The sequence below is a fragment of the Nitrosococcus oceani ATCC 19707 genome (genome assembly GCF_000012805.1).
In the GTDB taxonomy this organism is placed as follows: Bacteria; Pseudomonadota; Gammaproteobacteria; order Nitrosococcales; family Nitrosococcaceae; genus Nitrosococcus; species Nitrosococcus oceani.
This window is the reverse complement of sequence record NC_007484.1, coordinates 3,401,644-3,425,325: the sequence shown is the minus strand read 5'-3', so window position 1 is coordinate 3,425,325 and position 23,682 is coordinate 3,401,644. Positions and strand designations below refer to the sequence as shown.

Sequence of the window (23,682 nt, the reverse complement as noted above, 5' to 3'; positions counted from 1 at the left end):
CTATCAGGCGTTATAAAGCGCCTGTTCGAGTTCGTTTACGGCTTGCTGGTACTGATCCGGACCACCGAAGGCGCGGATGATTTCCAGCGGTGTGCCAAATTGGGTAAAGGGCGCGATAGTAAGAATTCGGGTTTCTTCAATTTGCGCCACGCCTTCATCGGCGTATTTATCCAATAAAGCTTCTAACACCTTTCGAGCCTGCTCACCGTACTGGGTAAAGTAGTTGCGCTTTTTAACCTGCTCGGCTCGCTCTTTACGGGTTAGCGGCGGCATATCCCAGGCGATATGACACACCAGATCAAAAGGATCAAAGGCTTTGCCTGATTTTTCGCCCACTTCATCGGCCAGCGCTTCAAAAAACACACCGTGCTCGGCCAGCTTTTTAATAATGGCCTGCTTCTTCTCGGCACTGCTCCAGCGGCGCAGGAAATCGTCGAGTGTGGCGTATTCTTTCGCCACCGCCTTGCGGGTGTAGTCTTTAAGTGATTCGGTGATGAGCTTGCCATTAGCATCAAAATACTGTACACGTTCAGCCGCAACTGTGACCGGTACATTGGCCACGACATAGCGACGCACACCGCCGCCTTCATCATCAGGCTCCGCAATGCCACTCCACTCGCGATCATCACCGGGTTTGGGGTATGTCATTCCTTCTTTATCCGCCTCGCCTGCAACTTCCTCTAAAGGTATATCTGGCGGCACGGGGGATTCAGATCCAGAGGGTTCATACACTTGTACCGGGTCGCCATCAAAGTCTGGATCAGCAAAGAGTTCGGTGGCTTTTTTGAAGTCGATGATGGTGAAGTAGAACTTGCCGTAATCTTCATTGATACGGGCGCCACGCCCGATAATTTGCTTAAATTCCGTCATGGACTGGATGCGTTGGTCGAGCACGATCAATTTGCAGGTTTGCGCATCGACGCCTGTGGTCATTAACTTGGACGTCGTGGCAATCACCGGGTATTTGCTCTCAGGAAAAATAAAGTTGTCTAGCTCGGCCTTGCCTTCTTCGTTGTCGCCGGTTATGCGCATGATGTACTTGCTGTTTTGCGCGACCAAATCGGCATTTTCGTTGACCAAAGCCTGCCGCATACGCTCGGCATGGTCGATGTTTTCGCAAAACACGATGGCTTTATCAAAGCGATTGGTTTGCTTGAGAAATTCCGTAATTTTCTTGGCGACTAATTGAGTGCGCTGTTCTAGTACCAGCGTTTTATCAAAGTCTTTCTGGTTGTAGATACGATCTTCGATCTCGTTACCGTGTTTATCGGTCATCCCTTTGTCAGGCCGCCAGCCGGTTAAATCTCGGTCGAGATCTATACGCACCACCTTGTAGGGGGCCAAAAAACCGTCATCAATGCCTTGACGCAGGCTGTAGGTGTAAATCGGGTCGCCAAAATAGTCGATATTCGACACTTCTTTGGTTTCTTTCGGTGTGGCGGTTAGGCCGATTTGGGTGGCAGAGGAGAAATACTCCAGGATTTCGCGCCAAGCGGAGTCGGCTGCGGCACTGCCTCTGTGGCATTCATCAATGACGATTAGGTCGAAAAAATCCGGGCTGAATTGTTTGTAAATGTTTTTCTTTTCTTCGTTGCCGGTAACCGCCTGATAAAGCGAGAGATAGATTTCGTATGACTTGTTAGCCTGGCGCTTCTGGATTTTGGTCATGGCCGAACCGAAGGGCTTGAAGTCATTGGTCATGGTCTGATCGACCAGAATATTGCGATCCGCCAAAAACAGGATGCGCTTTTTGGCTTTGGATCGCCACAAGCGCCAGATGATTTGGAAGGCGGTAAAAGTTTTTCCTGTGCCCGTCGCCATAACCAGTAGTATGCGATTCTGGCCATTGGCAATGGCTTCGATGGTTTTGTTAATGGCCAAGAGCTGGTAGTAGCGCGGCGTTTTGTTACTGCCATCACTGTAGTAATCTTGCGTCACCAGTTTGTTTTGTTGTTGATCAAGCCCTTTGTGCTCTGCCCACCATTGCCAGAGTGTCTCTGCCGAAGGGAATTCGTGTAGTGCTAACTCGCGCTCAATGATGCCGTCTTTGGCGATTTTGTTGTGAAACAGAAAGCCGTCACCGTTTGAACTGAAAACAAACGGAACCTGAAGCATCTCCGCATAACCCAAGCCCTGTTGCATACCGTCACCCAGGCTGTGGTTATTGTCTTTCGCTTCAATCACAGCAATAGGAATATTGGGCTTGTAGAAAAGTACGTAATCGGCACGTTTGTGTTTAGCACGGGTATGCAGTTTGCCACGGACGATAATTCGCCCTTTGGTCAGCGGGAATTCTTCACGTATTTGAGTAGCAATATCCCATCCGGACTGTTCAAGCGCAGGTGTGATGAACTTGGTGCAGATGTCTCGCTCCGTGAGTTGTTTTTTATTCATTGTGCTTACCCATGTTTTAACGCCATTCCAATGCGATGATCTATATTAGTTCAGTCTTCAACCCTGCCGCTTTCAAGCGCTGGGTAAGGTTGCGCATTTTGCTAAATTCAGTACCAAAACTGCTTCTTAGCCCAACCCCTTCACAGAACTCTTTGGCGGTGATGTTCTTCAGTTCATCGGCATATTTGATCATTTGCAGATGCAGCTCAGCGGTGTATTGATTGCGAGGGGCATCAGCCAAAACCTGTTTGATGCGCTCATAAATCTCGTTTTCGTTCATTTTTAGCCTGCATGACCGACACACTTAGATAATTTAGCTAATTTATATAGATGCTCGCCAGATCGCAATCACTTTGCTCACCAAGCACTTAGATTCGTCCAGAGGGCGGTATCTCTTTATCAAAGGATCTAAGTATCTGTGCAGTTTCGGTATTGGAAGGCAACTCAGCTCCCTCTGGGGGCGTTCTATCAATGCTAGCCATCTGTATGCCCTTCTGGCGCATATGAAAGGCGATTTGCTGCCAGCGCCGCAGCCAAAGCTCTTCTTTACGCTTGTAGGTTTCCAGCTCGGTTTTAAGGCGATCTACCTTTACCTGAAGCTCTTCGGCCTCTTTGCTTGCCTGCTCCTTGGTTTTGGCCAAACCACCCGGTAGTGCCCGCTTGGCGTTGTCGTAGGCAGTCTTGATTTTAGACTTGGCCTGAAGGGAATGATTAATAACAAACAAAAGAGCCTTCAACAACTTTACGGTCGCTGAAGACTCTTTATTATTATTTAATTATTATAGCTAAATCTATAATTACTGATACGCTGCAACGATATTCTCAAGGGTTTCATGTTCGTTGTATTCTCTGATTTTTTTGATATTTCCGAAGTCTTTTTCTATGGGGTTAAAGTCAGGGGAATAAGGGGGGAGGAATAAAATTCCCGCCCCTGTTTTTTTGATGATTTCACGTGAAGAAACGGCTTTGTGGAACGGAGCATTATCCATGATGACAATGTGGTTGCTGTTGAGCAAGGGGCAAAGCTCTTTTTCCAGCCATGCATTGAACACAGCCGTGTTACAGGTTCCCTCAAATAGAAACGGCGCTTCAAAGCCTTCATCCATACGGGCGGCCAATAAAGAGGTTCGCGGTCTGCGATGACCGGAGATCAGACCATAAACACGCCGCCCCTTTGGAGCGTAAGCGTAACGACGGGAAACCTCCGGCTCAAAACCGCTTTCATCAAGATAGACAAATCTTTTGCCGCGGCGGCGATAGCGTTCACGAAGGCGAAGAAAGCTCTTTCTTTTCATATTACAGCGCTGCGTGTACCCCGTCATTTTTTTTACGGGTTAACCCCATTTTGTGCATCGCATGCCAAATACAGTAATACGAAACGCCAAAATGCCGGGCGCGTTCTTTATAGGTGAGAGCAGCCTTGTCTTCCACATGGACCCGTAAAGCCTCCCAGTCCAGCTTGTGTGAACGGCGAGGGCCGGGACGCTCGTAACACAGCGCATCATCCTGCGACAACCAGCGATAAATGCTCGCGCGGCCTACCTGAAATCTCCGGGCCGCTTCCGCCTTGCTTCCACCGCCCCTTACAAAATCGATTACTCGTTTGCGCAAATCAATTGAACATCTCATCACAACAGTATGAATGAATATAACACAAATGTCTCAATATTTATAAATTTAGATATAAATCAAGCGGTTAGATATAAATTAAACGAAGCAAACTTTACCGTTTGCCTTATATCCGGGTCAAAAGGGAATATCATCCTCGAAATCGTCATTGCTAGAGGAGGGGGGAGCTGAAGGCCGGGGTTGAGGGCTGGATGGGGAGTGAGGAGGGTGTCCCGCGGTTCCTCCTCTTGGCATGCTATTATCCTCGTTATAGGGGGCGCTACCACCTGTGGCCCGATCCAGCATTTGCATTTCGCTGGCGACAATCTCGGTAGTATAACGGTCCTGACCGTCTTGGCCCTGCCACTTACGAGTTTGGAGGCGGCCTTCCACATAAATTTTGGCGCCTTTTTTTAGATACTCCCCGGCAATTTCCCCCAGGCGACCGAAGAATACCACCCGGTGCCATTCGGTACGCTCTTGCTGCTCGCCGGTGGTTTTATCTTTCCAGGTTTCTGAAGTCGCTAGGGTGATATTGGCAATGGCTCCGCCGCTGGCGGTATAACGAACTTCCGGATCGCGCCCCAGGTTACCTACCAGGATGACTTTGTTAACGCCCCTTGATGCCATGATAAATTTTCTCCTGCTGTAAGGCTATATTGAAGGTTGAGTCGATTGCATCTGCTCTGGCCCAATTTCAGTAAGAGCAGCTTTATCCAGCCGTTCATCATCCACTTTGAGATAGGCTATCCCTTCTTCGGCAACTACTACCACATCGGCAACGCCGGTGACTTGGGCAAGGCGTTTCGCCAGAAGCTGAGCCTCATCAGGATTCACTTTTCCGATAGAAAGGGTTTGACTGCGCAAGTATTGGGGCGGCTCCATGGTGGCGGCAAAGATTAGCCACAAGGCTACGATGCCAGCACAAAAGGTGAAGACCCCTTCAAAGCCAAAATACCCGTAAACGGCTCCGCCGGCCCAGCCGCCTACAAAGGCCCCCAGAAATTGGCAGGTGGAGTAAACTCCCATGGCGGTACCCTTACTTCCGGCGGGGCTTTGCTTAGAGACCAGAGAGGGCAAGGTGGCTTCCAACAGATTAAAGGCAGTGAAGAACAGCCATAAAGCAACGATAGTGCCTGCCAGAGAGGGATGAAAGAAGCGCCAGGCCAATTCCGCCAAGCCCAGCACCGCTACTGCGCCAATAAACACTTCTTTCATGCGGCGTTTTTTTTCCGCCAAAATGATAAAGGGCACCATGGCGATGATGGAAGTCACCAATACCGGCAGGTAAACATAACCATGATAAGCAGGATCAAGACCACTTTCATCCCGTAAACTAATGGGCAGGACCACGAAGCTAGCGGTCAGCAGAAGGTGCAGAAAAAAGATTCCCAACGCTAGGCGCATCAGCTGAAAATCTCCCAGCACGCGGAGAAACTGCTGAGGCGCGGGTTCCACGTCCAGGTGGTGACGGGGTGCTGTTACCTGGGGAACACCTAGGTGAAGCACGGCGATTCCTAAGACCGCTAGAATGGCGGTCAGCCAGAACAGTCCCGGTACCCCGATCCACTGGTTGAGTACCGGTCCTGCTGCCAGGGCAACGGCAAAAGACATGCCAATAGAGAGGCCAATTAAAGCCATGGCCTTGGTCCGCTGCTCTTCCCGGGTTAGATCGGCCACCAGCGCCATAACCGCCGCCGCAATAGCGCCGGTACCTTGCAGTGCCCGGCCAATGATGACTCCGGCGATGGTGTCGGCCATAGCGGCCACAATGCTCCCAAGGGCGAATAAGATCAGGCCAGCAGTGATGATCGGTTTGCGCCCAATACGGTCAGAGAGTAAACCGAAGGGAATCTGGAGCAGTGCTTGGGTAATCCCATAGGCGCCCAGGGCCAGGCCAATCAAGGCAGGGGTAGCGCCCTGGAGATCATGGGCATAGAGGGAGAAGACCGGCAGAATTAGAAATAATCCCAACATACGCAGGGAATAGATGCCAGCCAGGGAGAAGAGGCTGCGGCGCTCTAAAAGCGTCATCCCCAAGGTGAATCGGCGTTTTGCTTTATTTTGCTTCATTTTGCTTCATCAAGATTTAACCGCGTATATTACCAAGTTTTATCGCTGATAGGCGAAAGGCTATGAATCGGATTTGCATCCGTGGGGCGCGGACCCATAATTTGAAGAACATTGATCTGGATCTGCCCAGGGAACGGTTAATCGTTATTACCGGGCTGTCGGGTTCAGGAAAGTCATCTCTGGCTTTTGATACGCTTTATGCTGAAGGGCAGCGCCGTTATGTGGAGTCTCTCTCGGCCTATGCTCGCCAGTTTCTCTCCCTTATGGAAAAGCCCGATGTAGATCATATGGAAGGGCTTTCCCCGGCCATTGCCATCGAGCAAAAATCCACTTCCCATAATCCCCGCTCCACCGTCGGCACCATCACCGAAATCTACGATTATTTGCGCTTGCTCTATGCTCGCGCCGGCGAGCCCCGTTGCCCGGAGCATGGGATTATCCTGGCGGCCCAGACGGTGAGTCAAATGGTGGATCAGGTTTTGGGCCTTCCGGAAGGAGGGCGATACATGTTGCTGGCGCCGATAGTGGAAGGGCGCAAGGGAGAGCATCTGCAAGTGCTGGAGAATCTGCTGAGGCGGGGCTTTATCCGGGCCAGGATTGATGGTGAAGTGGTAGAGCTGGAGCAAGCGCCTCAACTGGATGGTAATAAAAAACATACCATCGAGGCAGTGGTGGATCGTTTCAAAGTCCGCCCTGATCTCCAATTGCGCCTGGCGGAGTCCTTCGAGACGGCCATACAGTTATCCGATGGCTTGGCTCGGGTAGCTTCTTTGGAGGAATCGGCCCTAGCGGAGCAAGTGTTTTCCGCCCACTTGGCTTGCCCCGTTTGTCGCTATTCTTTAAGCGAATTGGAACCCCGGTTATTTTCCTTTAATAACCCCAAGGGCGCTTGTCCTAGTTGCGAGGGGCTGGGTGTAAAGCCGTTTTTTGATTCCTCCCGGGTGGTGGCCCATCCTGAGTTGAGTTTGGCTGCGGGCGCGGTTCGGGGTTGGGATCGGCGCAATGCTTATTACTACCAGATGATTCTTTCCCTGGCCCGGCACTATGGCTTTGAGGTAGACCTCCCTTTCCAAGATTTGCCCGAAGCAGTACGCAGGGTAGTACTTTACGGCAGTGGCCAGGAGAAAATTACCTTTCGTTATCTCGATAGCCAAGACAAGCAGACTATCCGCCGCCATGCTTTCGAAGGGGTGATTCCCAATATGGAGCGCCATTACCGGGAGACCGAGACCTCGGCGGTGCGAGAAGAATTGGCTCGCTATTTAGCCGTGCAGGTTTGCCCGGCATGCCAGGGTACCCGGCTGCGCCAGGAGGCGCGCCATGTATTCGTGGCGGATTATAGTCTGCCTGAAATCACCGCCTTGCCTGTAGGGCAGGCGCAGAGCTTGTTTTCCCAGCTATGTTTACCGGGTCGCCGAGGGGCCATTGCAAACCCAATCCTCAAGGAGATCCAAGACCGGCTAGGCTTCTTGATCAATGTCGGGTTGGGTTATTTAACTTTGAATCGGCGCGCGGAGACCCTCTCCGGTGGCGAGGCCCAACGAATCCGACTGGCCAGCCAGATTGGAGCCGGTTTGGTGGGAGTGATGTATATTCTGGATGAGCCTTCTGTTGGTTTGCATCAGCGGGATCATCAGCGGTTGCTGGAGACCTTGATCCGCCTCCGCGATCGGGGCAACACAGTCATTGTGGTGGAGCACGATGAGGAGGCGATCCGGGCGGCTGATCAGGTGATTGATATGGGTCCTGGCGCGGGCAGGCATGGGGGGGAGATCGTGGCCCAAGGCACGCCGCTAGAGATTATGGCTAATCCGGCTTCCTTGACTGGGCAGTATCTCAAGGGACAGAAAGAAATCCCCATGCCCTGCCAGCGGGTGCCCTTCAATACTTCCCGCCTGCTTTCTTTACGGGGGGCTCATGGCAATAATCTGGATCAGGTGGATTTGGATATTCCCCTAGGAGCGATGACCTGTATCACAGGAGTTTCCGGCTCGGGTAAATCCACCTTAATCAATGACACCCTGTTGCGGGCGGCGACTCGAATTCTTCATCGAGCCTCGGTTGAGTCTGCCCCTTATGAAAGCATTGAGGGCTTGGAACATCTGGATAAGGTGATCGCTATCGATCAAAATCCCATTGGCCGCACGCCCCGTTCCAACCCGGCCACTTATACTGGATTTTTTGCTTCTATTCGCAGCCTATTCGCGGGCACACATGAGGCTCGCTCTCGGGGCTATGGGCCGGGTCGTTTCAGTTTTAATGTCAAGGGAGGACGCTGCGAATCTTGCCAAGGTGATGGGCTAATCAAGGTAGAGATGCACTTTCTTCCCGATCTCTATGTGGCCTGCGATGTTTGCCAGGGCAAACGCTATAATCGGGAAACCCTGGAGATTCGCTATAAGGGCAAAAGTATTGATGAAATATTAGCAATGACGGTGGAAGAAGCGCAGGATTTCTTTGCCAATGTTCCGGCAGTAGCCCGAAAGCTGCTGACTTTGCTAGAGGTGGGACTCTCCTATATCACGCTAGGGCAAAATGCAGTTACCCTCTCGGGCGGCGAGGCCCAGCGGATCAAACTGGCGAAAGAGCTAGCCAGGCGGGATACGGGGCGGACTCTGTACATTCTAGATGAGCCGACCACGGGGTTGCATTTTCATGATATTGCCCAGCTTCTCCAAGTATTATTGCGGTTGCGGGATGGGGGCAATACCATTGTGATCATTGAACACCATTTGGATGTCATCAAGACGGCTGACTGGATTGTCGATTTGGGTCCCGAGGGAGGGGAAGGGGGAGGAAGGATTATCGCTACCGGGACGCCTGAGACGGTGGCTGCCTGCCAAGCTTCCTATACTGGACGTTATCTGGCTCGGATTTTACCCAAGGCCAAGCGAGGCCAATCCCCGGTAGCAGCAAAGCCATGATCGTGCGTTTTAACAATTACCAAATAGCGCGTAAAGGATCGCCCAATCGGGCGGTGATACCTGCCTGCGGCAGGCAGGTAAGCGCGTACCGCGGCGGACGGGGAGTGTCAGAGGAAAGTAAAGCCTACCTGGAACAAACGCTCCACATCCGGGACGTGGTGCTTGTCTACTAAAAATAAGATGACATGATCGCCGGATTCAATGATTGTATCGTGGTGGGCCATCAGCACTTCTTCATTTCGCGCAATAGCGCCGATAGTGGTGCCCGGCGGGAGCTTGATCTCTTCAATGGCCCGGCCAATGACTTTGGAGGAAGAAGGATCTCCATGGGCTACAGCTTCCAACGCCTCGGCTGCCCCCCGGCGTAAAGAATGGGCAGCCACCACATCGCCATGGCGGATGTGAGCCAGCAAGCTGCTAATGGTAGCCTGTTGGGGGGAGACAGCAATATCCACAGCCCCGCTTTCCACCAGATCCACATAGGCCGCCCGGTTGATTAAGGACATAACTTTGCCAGCGCCTAGCCGTTTGGCAAGCATGGCGGAAAGAATGTTAATTTCATCATCGTTGGTTAAGGCGCAATAAATATCCGTATCTTCGATATTCTCCTCTAGCAGGAGTTCTTCACTAGCTGCATCGCCCTGCAGGACGATGCTTTTATGGAGCTCCTCAGAGAGGACTCGTGCCCGTTTAGGATCAGTTTCGATGATTTTAACTTGATAGTGCTCTTCCAGCGCTTGAGCTAGGCGCTGGCCGATGCTGCCGCCACCACCGAGCATGATCCGCTTATAGGGATTGTCCAAGCGGCGCAGTTCCCCCATGACTTTAGGAATGTCTTTTTGCGCGGCAATGAAAAACACTTCATCATCTGCCTCGATAACCGTGCTACCTTGAGGAGAAATGGACTTGTCTTGGCGGAAGATGGCCGCTACCCGAGTCTCTACGCCGGGGATGTGTTCGGATAATTCCCGGAGCTGGTGGCCGACCAGTAAACCGCCATAATAGGCTCTTACCGCCACTAATTGGACCCTTCCATCGGCGAAGTCCAGGACTTGAAAAGTACCTGGATTATCGATCAAGCGCTTAATATAATCAGTGACCAGTTGCTCCGGGCTGATTAGCACGTCGATAGGTAAGGTTTTGGTGGAAAACAACTCTGGATAGGCTAAATAGCCGGCGGCGCGGACCCGGGCCACCTTGGTGGGGGTATGAAACAGGCTATAGGCGATTTGACAGGCAATCATATTGGTTTCATCGCTACTAGTGACTGCCACAATCATATCCGTGTCTTCAGCGCCGGCTTGAGCAAGGACATCGGGATGGGAGGCCCAGCCTTGTACGGTTCGGATATCTAAACGATCCTGGAGGCTTTGCAGTAATTTGCCATTGGTATCCACGAGGGTAATATCGTTAGCTTCGCTGGCTAGATTAACCGCTACCGAGGCGCCTACTTGGCCTGCACCTAAAATAATGATTTTCATGGAAACAGCCAGTTTGTCTATTTTTACATTGTTTGTTACTAAGTAAGTTGGTTAATTACTCTTGATTTCCCAACTGCTTAGCATCAATTCCCAGAGCCCGTAGTTTACGGTATAGATGGGTCCGTTCCATTTCGACTAATTTTGCAGCCTTGCCCACATTGCCTCCAGTTTCCCGTAATTTATGCTCCAGATAAAGCCGCTCGAATTGTTCCCGGGCTTCCCGTAGTGGGAGCCCCAGATCAATGGAAAGGGGGGTGCCCGTGATCGAAATGGGTTTTAGACTGGCTTCAACTTCAGCTAAACCAATTTCTGTTCCGCCGCCAATAATCAGCAAGCGCCGGACTAAATTACGTAATTCCTGAACATTTCCCGGCCAATTATAATTGCGGAGGCGGTTTTGAGCGGCAACGCTAAAATGGCGGTAAGGGTATCCTTCTTGTTCCACCAGGAGATTAACAAAATAATTAAGCAATTCGGGGATATCTTCAGGATGCTCTCGGAGTGGGGGAATAGCTAAAGGTAAAACGCTAAGTTGATAGAAAAGATCTTCCTGAAAGCGGCCGGCTTCAACAAGTTGGAGCAGGTCCACGCTGGTGGCGGCCACCAAGCGTGGAAAGCGTTGTTCTGAAGTTATTGTCCCCATAGAGGCGGCAGTGTCAATAAGGCCATATAGTCGGCGTTGACTGATCGGGCTTAACGCTTCTATCCCATTGAGAAATACAGTGCCTCTCCTCCCCTCTTCTAATAATATTCCTGGCTGATTTTGGTGATCTAAGCTTTCCCCAAATAGCTCCAGATCTTGGGATTCTGGTTTCAAACTTGCAATATCGACTGCAGTAAACGGGCCTTCGCATCTGGAAGAGCGAACGGCATGAAGGTATTGGGCAAATGGGTTCTTGCCGCTTCCCGGCTCTCCGATGAGCAGTATGGGGGCCTCGTCGTCTGCCATGCGCCGCGCCTGTTCCCGCAGTTTAGTCATCAGCAGGCTCTTACCCGCGGGTTCTAGAAGGGGGGGGGAGCGTTCGCCTATTTTGCTGGGAGAGGGTAGCTCATAGGAGGTTGCGAGGGTTTTTTCCACCGTGAGCAGTAGCTTGGCCATGGAAAGGGGTTTTTCAATATAGTCAACAGCCCCTAGGCGGATTGCTTGGACGGCGGTTTCTACCGTACCGTGCCCTGACATCATAATGACGGGTGCTCCCTTAGGGTGGCCTTGAATCCATTCCCGCAGTAAGCTAATACCGTCAATGTCCGGTATCCAGATATCCAGCAAGAGGAGGTCAGGGGGATCGTTTTGCCATACTTGGCGGGCGGTGGTGCCATTTTCGGCGATGCTCACCCGGTAGTTCTCGTCTTCTAGAATTTCACGAATCAAGATTCGAATGTCAGGTTCATCGTCCACCACTAAAATATGGGGCACTGTCATCGGTGTATCTCCAAGAGGGGTTGCGAGGCCGTTTGGCAGGGCAATTGGATAATGAGACATGCGCCCCCGCCGGGAGGATTTCTGGCCGCAACATGGCCTCCTTGCTCCTCCACAATACGCTTGACAATGGCCAGCCCTAATCCTGTGCCCTTAGGACGCGTAGAAACGTAGGGTTCAAATAGATTTTGATATAATTCAGGAGGGATGCCTGGGCCTTGATCGATAATTTGAAGTTCTACCCACTCTCTTTTTTTGTCTTCACGGTAGCGGGTTTGGACGGTAATGTGGGGAGTTTTTGGAGAATTGGCCATAGCCTCAAGTGCATTTTTGAGTAAATTATGGAGCAATTGGCGTAGACGGCTGGGATCGGCTAGCAGCCAAAGGGGTTGGGGAGCCAGTTGGGTCTCAATATATAATTTGTTTTCATCACCCCGGTAGAGTTCCAATACTTCTTTAACCAAGCTGTTGAAATCCAATGATTGCTGTTGTAGGGCCGGATTGCGAGCATACTCGGAAAAAGCATTCACCATCTCTTTCATGGCCTCTACCTGGGCAATAATGGTATGGGTTAATCGATCTAAGGGCTGGATCTGATCAGTGGGCAGAAGTTTAAGATATTTACGTCGTAGCCGTTCTGCGGAGAGCTGGATAGGCGTGAGTGGGTTTTTAATCTCATGGGCTAGGCGTCGGGCGACTTCGCCCCATGCGGCGTTCCGCTGCGCTTGGACAAAGGCGGTGGCATCATCAAATACGATTACTTGACCGGCATCGCCTGGCAGGGGGGCGCCTCGGCACATCAGAAATTGACGGCCATTTTCCTGATGCCGGATGATTTCTTTGCGCCATTCCTGATGGCAGCTTTTTAGATAGGGGTGGAGCAATTCGATAAATTCCTGTACTTCCGGATGATGGCGAGCGATCTTCTCTAGAACTTGTCCGGTATAGCGGCGGAGATCTACGCTGAGAATTTCTCCTGCGGTAATATTGGCGGTGCGAATCCGTTGCGCATTATCCAGGGTAATAACCCCAGAAGATAAACTACCCAGTACGGCTTTTAAATAGCGCCGTTGCTTCTCCAGTTGTTGCTGGCTAGCGTGGGCAGAATCCCGGGCCTGACTCAAACGCCGCGTCATTTGGTTGAAAGAGTCCACGAGAAATCCCAATTCATCGTGACTGTGGGAAGGTAGTTGAGTATCGTAGTCGCCCCTAGCAACGGCCCGGGTGCCTTGGGCAAGATCCGTTACCGGGGAGGCTAAGCGCCGTGCTAGAAAAAATGCTGTCCATACGGCTGCTAGTAGCGTGAGGAGTACGATTAGAGAGAGTGTCAAGGTAAAGCTATAGATAAGTGGTCTGCGCAGGTAAGCTAGCTGTTTGTATTGATCATAAGCATCTTGAACACTATCGGCCAGGGTGCTTAATCGGTCTGCTATGGGAAATAAAGCCTGTAATATCAATGCTTCGGTATCAGTGCGCGTAGCCGGCAAATTAACCACGGCCCGCAAATGCAGTCCTGAGTCCCCGACGGGATCCAGGGCAACATAATCTTGCCCTTGGCGGAGCTGAAATAAGATAACATCATTGGGGTGGTCTGGGACAATGGTCTCAGGGTCGTGGGTAGCTGAGGTAATGACTTGCCCGCGGGTATTAAGCAAAGTCAGCTCATGAGCGCCACTAATATAGCGGAGTTCCTGGAGGCTGTAAGCCGCTTTCTCTAGGGGTAATTCGGCTAAGGTGGCCGCCATTAATTGGGTTTGTTTGAGTAGAGTCCGCATCCGAATTCCAAAGGCGGTACGGCTAAGTTCTAGGGAATCTTCAAGGGCTTTTTCCACTTGCACATCAAACCAGCTTTCAATGCCTCGGTGTAAAAATTGTAATGAGAAGGAAAATACAATGATCAAGGGAATGAAAGTTAGGGAAATAAACATGGCGGCTACCCGCACGGTGAGCCGCGAACCAGGTTGGCGTTCCCGGTATCCTCGAATTAACTGGATCAGATTAGTACCAATAAAAAAGAGCAGCAGCAACAGGGCCAGGATATTAACTCCAAGTACGATGAAGTAAAGGCGGCCGAAATGAGCTGAATCTTCGAGGGCAGCAGCTAGCAGATAAAAAGAGAGCAGGAGCAGTCCTCCCAAGGTGAGGTAACGGATATAGCCGTAGTTTAGATGTTTGGCGATTCGAGTAACCAACTGAACCATGGGCTGTCTAGGTACCATTGGGGGGATAAATAGGCTAGTGGCCGCATAGGGGCCGGTAAGTCCTTAATACTCAAGCTTGTTTTCAGGCGAATCCGGTAGTTGTGGTGAAGGTCCAGTTCTCCACGGGTAATCAATGGATAGTGCTTAATTGTACTAAGCTGCTTGATAGCTGCGGTCAGGTTGGGATAGGTTCGCTGTGTGTCTTGGTTTAGGTAAGTCAGGACAAATTGCTCTGATAGGGCATGATATTTTAGCTGATAACGAAGGATGATATGTTTAATGGTCTTTGGCCAGAGCCACCATCGAAGCCGCAGGACTTCAATTTCTTGATTGACAATGAGAGGAATGCCGCTTTCGATAGCAGTTTTTACCTCTTTGTTCAGAGGATAATCGATTTGGGCATGGAGACGATAGACGCCTTTAACGAGCTGGGTGCTAGCCGAACGAATATTAAATGATTCGCTTGCGGTACACTGGGTGCCCAGCAGCAAGCCCAAAAACGCTAGCCCGAGATGGCGCCAGGGGAAGTTGGTTTCAGCGCTTCTCCAGGCAGGCATAATAGAACCCGTCTAATTCTTCCATGCCAGTTAATAGTTGCCGTCCAGCTGTTTGCAGCAAGCCCCACGGAACATCCAATGGCCGCTCTTGCCCATCGGGGTGGGTAAGAAGAAATTCACGAATCTGCTGTTCGTTCTCTATAGGCAATATGGAGCAAGTGCAGTAAAGCAGCATGCCTCCTGGCGCGAGCAGCGGCCATAGAGCCGATAATAAGCGCTTTTGCAGGGTTGCCAAGGGAAGAATATCACTTTCTCGTCTTAGTGCTTTAATGTCGGGGTGGCGGCGGATGACTCCGCTACCCGAGCAGGGAGCATCTAGCAAAATACGATCAAAGGGGATTCCATCCCACCAAGTGTCAGGTTGCAGCGCATTGCCTTGGATCACCTCAGCCTTCAGTTGCAATCGCTTAAGATTGCTATTGAGTCTCTCTAAGCGGGTCGCATCTAAATCCAAAGCAATGAGGGTCTCCAATTGAGGTTCAAGCTCCAGAATATGGCTGGTTTTGCCCCCAGGAGCTGCGCAAGCATCCAATACGCGTTGCCCTGGGGTCAGGGCCAATAAAGGAGCAGCTCGCTGTCCGGCACCATCCTGGACGGAAACTTGGCCCTTAAGAAAACCTGGCAAGGTTGCGACTTGGCAGGGCTGCTCTAGTATGACTCCACTTTCCGTATGGGGGATGGGCCAGGCTTTGATATCATTGCGTTTCAGTTCCTGCAGATAGTTCTTCCGATTGTTTTGGAGACGGTTAATACGCAGACTGAGAGGGGGGTGGCTATTGTTGGCCGTAATAATTTGAGGCCAATGATCTGGCCAGGAATTGCGGATAGCGTCCAAGAGCCACTGAGGGTGAGCGGTGTGGGCCGTTTCATGGGCGGTCACCTGAGTTTGTAGGGCGGTTTCATTGCGTAAGTAGGCCCGGAGGGTTGCGTTGAGCATTTTTTTAGCCCATGGCTTACCCAGGCTTTCGGCGGCGTTGACAGTTTCGGACAAAGCCGCATGGGAGGGAATACCTAGCTCCGTTAGCTGGTATAGCCCCAAAAGTAGCAAGGCATAAAGATCCCTGTCGCGTGCTCGTAACGGCTTATGTAAAATCTTCTGGGCCAGATAGTCAAGCCGGGGGAGCCATCGTAAAACTCCATAGCATAAGGTTTGGGTAAAGGCTTGATCTCGCGCCGGTAGATGCGCCATCGCTGGCGGCAAAACCGCAGTGAGGGAGCGCCCCTGGCCGAGCACCCGCACCAGCACGCTGGTTGCTATTATTCGAGTATTTGCTGATTTAGTCACAGCCAGTATTTTGGTGAGTTAAGGTGATTTGGCTTTGCCTGGATTTTTTACCAGTACGATACCTGGAGTGAGGGTATGGGCATTGAGATAATCTTGGACTGTCATGACTCGTTTACCTGCTAACTGCACTTCAAGCAGGCGCAAGGTGCCGTTGCCGGTAGCTACATCGATTCCTGTTTTATGGACTGCTAAGAGAGTACCAGGTAGGGCGTTGGCCGTTTGAGCGAGAGCCGCCGCTGACCATACCCGCAAAGTTTTCCCCCCGATCTGGGTTTGCGCTACGGGCCAAGGATTAAAGGCTCGTACCTGGCGTTCAAGGAGTACTGCCGGTTGAGACCAATCGAGCCAGGCTTCTTCCTTGCGGATTTTGGGCGCATAGCATGCCTGGCTTTCGTCCTGAAGAGTAGCGATGTTTGCTTTCTTTTCGAGCAAGGAAGGCAGGCACTGCAGTAAAGCTTCGGCTCCTAGTTCGGCAAGTTGGTCATGGACCGTAGCAGCGGTATCTTTTGGATGTATAGGGTAACGGGCGGTATGAACCACCGGGCCCGTATCCAAGCCTGCGTCCATTTGCATAATGCTAATGCCTGTTACCTTGTCTCCGGCCAGTAAGGCGCGTTGAATGGGGGCAGCCCCACGCCAGCGAGGCAGCAAGGAAGCGTGGACGTTGATGCATCCTAGCGGGGGGATTTGAAGCACCGTTGCAGGCAGAATAAGACCATAGGCAGCGACAACCATAAGATCTGGGGCCAGTGCCGCAAGCTGAGCCTGGGAGCCCTTATCTTTTAGAGTGGCCGGTTGGTAAAGGGGGAGCTGGTGAGTTATAGCGATGTCTTTAACTGGGCTTGGGGTGGGCCGCCGTCCTCGGCCGCTGGGGCGATCAGGTTGAGTATAAACAGCCCCGATATGATACTTGGCCTCAAGGAGTCGGCGTAGGATGATAGCGGCAAATACCGGTGTTCCAGCGAAAAGGATATGTGGCGGTGCAGCCATGATGAATTATCTGCGTTAGGTAATGTAGTAACGTTGATGAGTAGGGCTAATTTATTGACTTTTGGCTATACAGGTAGCGCCTAGCATGCAACAAAGCCAAAATTGCGTTTTATCCTTCCTGGCGCCTAACTTAAGAAGGTGTTGGCCCTAGCAATTAAGAAAGAAGATTCTGGGGGAAGATAGAGGGTTACCCTTTACCTCAATTAAGAAGCGGTTTTAAAACTGTTCTTGAGCACGAACCTATGTGAGGTCGAAGTAACCTTTGCAAAGTCTCATCCAAGCACTTATACACTACACCTCGCAAGCAAGCCATCGGCTTTCTAGCACAAAATCGCTACTTTAAACGGTTTTAGGCGGATAGACGCTGCCGTTTTTCCGCTTTTTTCCGGATACGCTGACGTTTGAGAGTAGAGAAATAATCGATAAAAAGCTTTCCTTCCAGGTGATCTAGCTCATGCTGAATGCAGGTAGCGAGCAGCTCCTGGGTTTGGAGTTCTTGTTTTTGACCCTCACGGTCTAAGTAGTGGACAGTAATTTCCGCAGCCCTGGTAACTGGCTCAAAGATTTCAGGTACTGATAGACATCCTTCCTCGCTTTCAGCTTTTCCTTGCCGCGCCACAATTTCAGGATTGATGAGAACTAGCGGAGAGGATTTATCCTCGGAAATGTCAATAACTACTACCTGTTTAGGAACATTGACTTGAACTGCCGCAAGTCCAATACCTGGAGCCTGATACATCGTTTCCAGCATATCATCGGCAAGCTTTTTTATGGATTTATCAACGGCAGCCACAGGTTGGGCTTTCCGCCGCAATCGGGGATCTGGGTAATGCAGTATGTTCAGTATCGCCATAGGTCTTTAACCAAAAATTAGGATAAAAATTAACGTCTTTTGTTACTTTTTCGTAATGTGGGTAATCTTCATGCCATTACTACTTTTTGGCAATGCTAAAGTACAAAGGTTCCATGTCGCCATAATACTTGATGTTTCGGTAACGGTGCTACTGGGCCGCTGAGGATGAGCGCCTTCTTTCGGCCCACAGTTGTCGTTGGACTCCGCTAAGATTTATTCAGAGAAGCCAATGAATCTTAAAAAATTAATAAGTATCATGTTTTTATACGCTATGACAAGTAGTGTTTGGGGAGAGCCGGTTACCCTTAATCCAGATGCCCCCCAACGCTATGAGGTAGTTCGTGACGATACCCTGTGGGATATTGCAGGCCGCTTTTTACGAGATCCCTGGCGTTGGCCGGATATTTGGCAGGTTAATCAGCAAATTAATAATCCTCACTTGATCTACCCTGGCGATATTATTTTTTTAAGCTACCGTGAAAATGGTGACCCTGTATTGGAGCTTCAGCGAGGACTTCCTAGTTATAAGATGTCGCCGGCGGTTCGAACCAGCAAGCTAGAGAAGGCGATTCCCACCATTCCTATTGATGCTATTCAGCAGTTCTTGTTGCATCCCCGAGTAGTCAGTAAAGAGACTTTGGATAATGCTCCCTATGTAGTAGCGGGAACTGAAGAGCGTTTGATTTTAGGAGCAGGAGATGAAATTTATGTCCGCGGTCTAAGCAAGTCGGCTATAATAAGATATGGGATTTACCGTGGAGGGGAAGTCTATCGCGATCCAGATCATCCCTCTAAAATTTTAGGTTATGAGGCTCTTTTTATTGCCGATGCTAATATACAGCGGTTTGGTGATCCCGCTATCCTGAGTATTCAAAACTCTACCCGGGAGATATTAGTCGGTGATCGTCTCTTGCCAACAAGTGATTTGGAATTTGAGCAGCATTTTTTACCTCACGCATCACCGACTCCCGTAGAAGGCAAAATTATCGCTGTGATAGATGGAGTCTCCCAAATTGGCCAGTATCAGGCTGTGGCGTTGAATTTAGGTGTTGAGGATGGCATGGAAAAAGGGACGGTGCTTGCCGTATACCAGGCAGGCAGAGTTGTGCGTGATCCTATCAGCCGTTTACCGGAGGACAAGGTTCGGTTACCTGATGAACGAGCAGGGGTGATCATGGTTTTTCGTGCTTTTAATCATATCAGCTATGGGTTGATGATGGGGGCGGAGCGGGCCATTCATGTGTATGATGTTGTTCGTAATCCATAAACCATAGCTCCATGGATGAACGAGCCTACTGGCTCGCCTTGCACCGCGCTCCTGGTGTCGGCAGTGTCAGTTTTTGCCGCCTCTTGGAGAAATATGGCTCGCCGACTGCCTTATTTACTTCCCCGGAAAGGCTGGCGGGCCTTAGCGATGGAATCCAGCATTATTTGCGGCAACCTGATTGGAAAGCGGTAGAGCAGGATCTAAAATGGCTGGAGCAGCCAGACCATTATTTGCTCACTTTGGCCGATCCAGGATATCCGCCGCTACTGCGGGAGATTCCCGACCCGCCTCCCATCTTATTCGTCCATGGTGATCCGTCCTTGCTCTCTTTACCCCAACTAGCAATTGTGGGCAGCCGCAATCCTTCCCCTGCGGGGGCTGAAACTGCTGCGCAGTTTGCTACCTATCTGGCCAATTCAGGTTTAGTTATTAGTAGCGGGCTGGCGCTTGGTATTGATGCTGCCGCCCATGAGGGAGCGCTAGCTGCAAAAGCGGCGACGATAGCTGTGGCGGGAACCGGGCTAGACAGAGTTTATCCGGCCCGTCATCATGCCTTGGCTCATGCCATTGCCGAGAGCGGGGCATTAGTATCAGAGTTCCCCATTGGAACTCCTCCGTTACCTCAGAATTTCCCACGCCGTAACCGGCTTATCAGCGGCCTTAGCTGGGGTATTCTTGTGGTTGAAGCCGCTTTACAAAGTGGCTCTCTCATTACAGCCCGCCTAGGCGCGGAACAGGGGCGGGAGATATTTGCTATCCCTGGTTCTATCCATAACCCCCTCGCCCGGGGCTGTCATCATCTTATCCGAGAGGGTGCCAAGCTAGTGGAAGCCGCCCAAGATATTTGGGAGGAATTGGGATCTTTGGCAGGCGCAATACCAAACCTCCAATGCCAGGAAGCGCCCCAAAAAATAGAGGCATCAACCGATGATCTGGAATATCAACTTCTACTGGATTGCTTAGGTTATGATCCTCTTCCCATAGATCTCTTAGTTGAGCGTTGTGGATTGACGGCAGAAGCGGTTTCCTCCATGCTTTTAATATTAGAGTTACAAGGCCGCATCACGGCATTGCCTGGAGGACGCTACCTCCGATGCGGTAAAGAGGGCCAATCATGAAAGAAAATGTGCTCGATGTGTTGATGTACCTATTTCAGAACTATATGGATAGCGAGGTTGAGTCTCAGCCCACGAAGGAATCATTGGAAGTAGAGCTGACAGAGGCGGGTTTTCACCATGCGGAAATAGGAAAGGCGTTTGATTGGTTGGAAGGACTGGCCTTGTTGCAGCAAAGCGAGCCACGGCGGTTTCCGGTGACCAACTCATCGATTCGCATCTTTACGCTGCACGAAAAAGAGAAATTAGACACGGAATGCCGTGGTTTTCTGTTATTTTTAGAACAAGTTGGCGTGTTGGATTCTATGACACGGGAATTAATTATTGATCGAGTGATGGCGCTAGAGGCGGAAGATTTTGACTTGGAACATCTTAAGTGGGTTATTCTGATGGTGTTATCCCATCAGCCAGGACAGGAGGCGGCCTACGCCTGGATGGAAGATTTGGTCTTTGATGAGGTCAGCGATCTTCTGCATTGATGCTTGGGTTTGCTTGGCCTCGCGCCGAGAGCGTGCGGGAACTAGCCTTATGAGTTTGCTTGATGCCCGCGTTCTGCGGGCTTTGAGTTTTCAGAGGATAGTCAATGAGTAAAAATGTGGTTGTTGTGGAGTCCCCAGCCAAAGCTAAAACTATTAAGAAATATTTGGGGAAAAACTTTGAAGTGCTGGCTTCCTATGGACATGTGCGGGATTTGATGCCCAAGGAGGGCGCGGTCGATCCTGAGCATGGGTTTAAAATGAAGTATCAGGCCATTGAAAAGAATGGCCGCCATGTGAATGCTATTGCCAAGGCATTGAAAAGTGCTGATTTTCTTCTTCTGGCCACTGATCCAGATAGGGAAGGGGAGGCGATTTCTTGGCACCTTCTCGAGCTTCTTAAGGAGGAGGGGGTCTTGGAGGATAAAGCTATCCAGCGAGTAGTGTTCTACGAAATTACCTCACAGGCGGTTAACGAGGCTGTCGCTCATCCTCGTGATATTTCCTTGGATTTGGTTAATGCCCAGCAGGCACGGCGCGCTTTAGATTATCTGGTAGGGTTTAATCTCTCTCCGTTGCTCTGGAAAAAAATTCGCCGCGGTCTCTCTGCTGGGCGAGTGCAAAGCCCGGCACTGCGTTTAATCTGCGAGCGGGAAAAAGAGATAGACGCCTTTAAAGTTCGAGAGTATTGGACGTTGGAGGCAGATGCAGCGGCGTCCAAGCAAGAGTTTGTTGCCAAACTAACCCATTTGGATGGTAAGAAATTAGCCCAGTTTGATATTGAAAGTAAGGATCAAGCTTTGGCGCTCGTGGATCGGCTGACCAAGGCGGCATCAGGCGAGTTGCGGGTGATTAAGGTAGAGCGTAAGCAGCGTCGTCGCAATCCGGCGGCACCCTTCATTACTTCTACGTTACAGCAGGAGGCCTCCCGTAAGCTTGGTTTTTCTACTAAGCGGACTATGAGTGTAGCCCAACAGCTTTATGAAGGGGTTGATATCGGGGATGGAGCGATAGGCCTGATTACTTATATGCGGACTGATTCGGTTAATTTGGCGAATGAGGCCGTGGGGGAAATTCGCAATTTTATTACAGAGCGGTTTGGTCAAAGTGGCTTACCGGCTAAACCGAGAACCTTTAAAACTCGGGCCAAGAATGCTCAAGAGGCCCATGAAGCTGTCCGGCCTACGTCGGTATATCGGGTTCCCGAGGCGCTCAAACCCCACCTAAAACCCGAACAGTTCAAGCTTTATCAACTTATCTGGCGCCGCACGATTGCTTGCCAGATGAAGCATGCCACTATCGATACTGTGGCAGTAGATTTAAATACGCAGAAATTAGCCCCAGAGGGGGGCAATAGTGCTAGCGGTCATATTTTTCGAGCTACGGGTTCTACGGTGGTTGATCCCGGTTTTATGGCCGTATATCAGGAAGGACGGGATGATATCAAAGGAGAAGAGGAACAGCGGAAGTTGCCCCCCATGAAGGAAGGAGATAGAGTAACCCTCTTACAGATACGCCCGGAGCAGCATTTCACCGAGCCACCGCCCCGTTATACTGAAGCCAGTTTGGTACGTGCCTTGGAAGAATTCGGTATTGGGCGGCCTTCTACTTATGCCACTATTATTTCAACTCTCCAGCAGCGGGATTACGCTGTGTTGGAAAATAAACGTTTCCAGCCAACGGATGTGGGACGGGTCGTTAACCGCTTTCTGACAGAGCATTTTAATTCCTATGTGGACTATGATTTTACCGCTCGCTTAGAAGATGAGCTAGATGCCGTTTCCCGCGGGGAGAAAGTCTGGATTCCGGTGCTGGAGGAATTTTGGGGACCATTTTCTGCACGGATACAAGAAAAAGAACAAAACGTTAGCCGGGAAGAAGCTGTTCAAGCCAGGGAATTAGGAATTGATCCCCAAAGCAGTCGTCCGGTATCGGTGCGCATGGGGCGTTATGGGCCTTATATCCAGATTGGTTCCAAAGAGGATGAAGAAAAGCCCCGTTTTGCCGGTTTGCAGCCAGGCCAAAAAATGGATGCTATTACCTTAGAAGAAGCGCTGACATTGTTTAAGTTACCGCGAGAGCTGGGGTTTACGCCAGGGGGCGAACAGGTTAGCGTTAATGTTGGGCGTTTTGGGCCTTATGTGAAATACGATAATAAATATGTTTCTCTGCGGGGAGAAGATCCCCATACTATTTCTTTGGAACGGGCGTTAGCGCTTATCGAGGAGAAGAAACAGGCTGATGCCAATCGGGTGATTAAGGTCTTTCCCGACAGCGGGATTCAAGTGCTCAATGGACGCTACGGACCTTATGTAACTGATGGTGAGCGCAATGCCCGGGTTCCCAAGGAGCAAGCACCTGAGGCACTTAGTCTGGAGCAGGCGCAAGCCCTTATCAATGAAGCACCAGTGAAACGGGCGCGCCGCAAAGCCGGAACCCGGAAGAAAGCCAAAGGTTGAACTCCCTGTTAAGATAGAGTTAAGTTTTTATTTTGTAAGAGGATTATAGATGAACAACCCCTTTGTTGCCGTGCTGATGGGATCGGAATCGGATTTACCTATTATGCAGACTACCTTGGACGTATTAAAAACATTAGAAGTGCCTTTTGAGGTGCGGATCAGTTCTGCCCACCGAACTCCAGAGGCTACCGCCCATTATGTCAAAGAAGCGGATGCCCGTGGCTGTGGGGTGTTTATTGCTGCGGCTGGGTTAGCAGCTCATCTTGCCGGCGCTGTTGCCGCCAATACCCTAAAGCCGGTAATTGGGGTGCCCATGGAGGGGGGGCCATTAAAGGGGATGGACGCTTTATTGTCTACGGTACAGATGCCCGGAGGCGTTCCCGTGGCTTGTGTGGCTATTGGTAAAGCGGGGGCAAAAAACGCCGCTTATTTGGCAGCCCAAATTTTAGGAATCACAGATACCGCTCTAGCTCAGCGTCTTCTTTCGGATCGCCAAGCCATGGCTGATGCTATCCTCGCCAAAGCTAATGTTTTGGAGCACCATTCCTGAAATGCTCTAGGGTCTTGATTTAATGGAGT

The 23,682-nt window shown here is 50.7% G+C and carries 20 protein-coding genes; 6 read left to right on the top strand and 14 right to left on the bottom strand.

Translation table 11 applies throughout. From position 1 onward, the window contains the following. Positions 1 to 3: 3 nt before the first annotated feature. From hsdR to NOC_RS15995, 7 genes are all read right to left on the bottom strand, one after another. Entirely contained in the window at positions 4 to 2,394 is a 2,391-nt protein-coding gene (hsdR, locus tag NOC_RS16025; protein WP_002812955.1) for an EcoAI/FtnUII family type I restriction enzme subunit R, read from the bottom strand. Positions 2,395 to 2,434: 40 nt separating this feature from the next. Beyond that, entirely contained in the window at positions 2,435 to 2,674 is a 240-nt protein-coding gene (locus NOC_RS16020; protein WP_002813505.1) for an HTH-like domain-containing protein, read from the bottom strand. 88 nt (positions 2,675 to 2,762) lie between these two features. Next, positions 2,763 to 3,134: a hypothetical protein gene (locus NOC_RS16015; RefSeq protein WP_011331129.1), complete on the bottom strand. Its 372-nt coding sequence runs from the start codon at positions 3,132 to 3,134 to the stop codon at positions 2,763 to 2,765. A gap of 57 nt (positions 3,135 to 3,191) precedes the next feature. Beyond that, positions 3,192 to 3,689, bottom strand: coding sequence for an IS630 family transposase (locus NOC_RS16010; RefSeq protein ID WP_011330422.1), 498 nt, complete (start codon positions 3,687 to 3,689; stop codon positions 3,192 to 3,194). 1 nt (position 3,690) lies between these two features. After that, positions 3,691 to 4,023 carry an IS630 transposase-related protein gene (locus tag NOC_RS16005; RefSeq protein ID WP_011330421.1) on the bottom strand — a complete coding sequence of 111 codons (333 nt, stop codon included), beginning with the start codon at positions 4,021 to 4,023 and terminating at the stop codon, positions 3,691 to 3,693. 117 nt (positions 4,024 to 4,140) lie between these two features. Continuing rightward, positions 4,141 to 4,632, bottom strand: coding sequence for a single-stranded DNA-binding protein (gene ssb, locus NOC_RS16000; protein WP_002813021.1), 492 nt, complete (start codon positions 4,630 to 4,632; stop codon positions 4,141 to 4,143). 24 nt (positions 4,633 to 4,656) lie between these two features. Further along, complete coding sequence (locus NOC_RS15995; RefSeq protein WP_002813824.1) at positions 4,657 to 6,075, bottom strand: MFS transporter; 1,419 nt, start codon at positions 6,073 to 6,075, stop codon at positions 4,657 to 4,659. Between the two features lie 62 nt (positions 6,076 to 6,137). Here NOC_RS15995 and uvrA point away from each other — a divergent pair, with 62 nt between their 5' ends. Continuing rightward, positions 6,138 to 8,999: an excinuclease ABC subunit UvrA gene (uvrA, locus tag NOC_RS15990; RefSeq protein ID WP_002813066.1), complete on the top strand. Its 2,862-nt coding sequence runs from the start codon at positions 6,138 to 6,140 to the stop codon at positions 8,997 to 8,999. Positions 9,000 to 9,106: 107 nt separating this feature from the next. Here uvrA and trkA read toward each other — a convergent pair whose 3' ends face one another. From trkA to def, 7 genes are all read right to left on the bottom strand, one after another. After that, positions 9,107 to 10,480 carry a Trk system potassium transporter TrkA gene (gene trkA, locus NOC_RS15985; RefSeq protein WP_002811880.1) on the bottom strand — a complete coding sequence of 458 codons (1,374 nt, stop codon included), beginning with the start codon at positions 10,478 to 10,480 and terminating at the stop codon, positions 9,107 to 9,109. Between the two features lie 55 nt (positions 10,481 to 10,535). Then, a complete protein-coding gene (locus tag NOC_RS15980; protein ID WP_011331128.1) occupies positions 10,536 to 11,903 on the bottom strand; it encodes a sigma-54-dependent transcriptional regulator in 1,368 nt (455 codons plus the stop codon). Next, the gene (locus tag NOC_RS15975; protein ID WP_002812317.1) at positions 11,900 to 14,101 is read right to left on the bottom strand and encodes a sensor histidine kinase; all 2,202 of its coding nucleotides are present in this window, start codon (positions 14,099 to 14,101) and stop codon (positions 11,900 to 11,902) included. Before NOC_RS15975 ends, NOC_RS15980 begins: the two co-directional genes overlap by 4 nt. Then, positions 14,065 to 14,658 (bottom strand): DUF4390 domain-containing protein, encoded by a 594-nt coding sequence (locus NOC_RS15970; RefSeq protein WP_002812096.1) that lies wholly within the window; start codon positions 14,656 to 14,658, stop codon positions 14,065 to 14,067. Before NOC_RS15970 ends, NOC_RS15975 begins: the two co-directional genes overlap by 37 nt. Then, positions 14,636 to 15,943: a 16S rRNA (cytosine(967)-C(5))-methyltransferase RsmB gene (rsmB, locus tag NOC_RS15965; protein WP_002812502.1), complete on the bottom strand. Its 1,308-nt coding sequence runs from the start codon at positions 15,941 to 15,943 to the stop codon at positions 14,636 to 14,638. The genes NOC_RS15970 and rsmB overlap by 23 nt, the downstream gene beginning before the upstream one ends. An 18-nt stretch (positions 15,944 to 15,961) precedes the next feature. Then, positions 15,962 to 16,933 carry a methionyl-tRNA formyltransferase gene (gene fmt, locus NOC_RS15960; RefSeq protein WP_002813377.1) on the bottom strand — a complete coding sequence of 324 codons (972 nt, stop codon included), beginning with the start codon at positions 16,931 to 16,933 and terminating at the stop codon, positions 15,962 to 15,964. A 349-nt stretch (positions 16,934 to 17,282) separates the two neighbouring features. Next, positions 17,283 to 17,786 carry a peptide deformylase gene (gene def / locus NOC_RS15955; protein ID WP_002812590.1) on the bottom strand — a complete coding sequence of 168 codons (504 nt, stop codon included), beginning with the start codon at positions 17,784 to 17,786 and terminating at the stop codon, positions 17,283 to 17,285. 229 nt (positions 17,787 to 18,015) lie between these two features. On the opposite strand from def, the gene NOC_RS15950 reads away from it, so the two are divergent. The 5 genes from NOC_RS15950 (at position 18,016) to purE (ending at position 23,653) form a co-directional block, all read left to right on the top strand. Continuing rightward, positions 18,016 to 19,053, top strand: a complete 1,038-nt coding sequence (locus tag NOC_RS15950) for a LysM peptidoglycan-binding domain-containing protein (protein WP_002812894.1) — start codon at positions 18,016 to 18,018, stop codon at positions 19,051 to 19,053. A gap of 11 nt (positions 19,054 to 19,064) precedes the next feature. Then, a complete protein-coding gene (gene dprA, locus NOC_RS15945) occupies positions 19,065 to 20,171 on the top strand; it encodes a DNA-processing protein DprA (RefSeq protein ID WP_002812787.1) in 1,107 nt (368 codons plus the stop codon). Continuing rightward, on the top strand, positions 20,168 to 20,647 hold the full coding sequence (locus tag NOC_RS15940; protein ID WP_002813185.1) for a DUF494 family protein: 480 nt from the start codon (positions 20,168 to 20,170) through the stop codon (positions 20,645 to 20,647). Before dprA ends, NOC_RS15940 begins: the two co-directional genes overlap by 4 nt. 104 nt (positions 20,648 to 20,751) lie before the next feature. Then, positions 20,752 to 23,103: a DNA topoisomerase I gene (locus NOC_RS15935; RefSeq protein WP_002812072.1), complete on the top strand. Its 2,352-nt coding sequence runs from the start codon at positions 20,752 to 20,754 to the stop codon at positions 23,101 to 23,103. A gap of 49 nt (positions 23,104 to 23,152) precedes the next feature. After that, positions 23,153 to 23,653 (top strand): 5-(carboxyamino)imidazole ribonucleotide mutase, encoded by a 501-nt coding sequence (gene purE, locus NOC_RS15930; RefSeq protein WP_002812672.1) that lies wholly within the window; start codon positions 23,153 to 23,155, stop codon positions 23,651 to 23,653. Positions 23,654 to 23,682 lie beyond the last annotated feature (29 nt).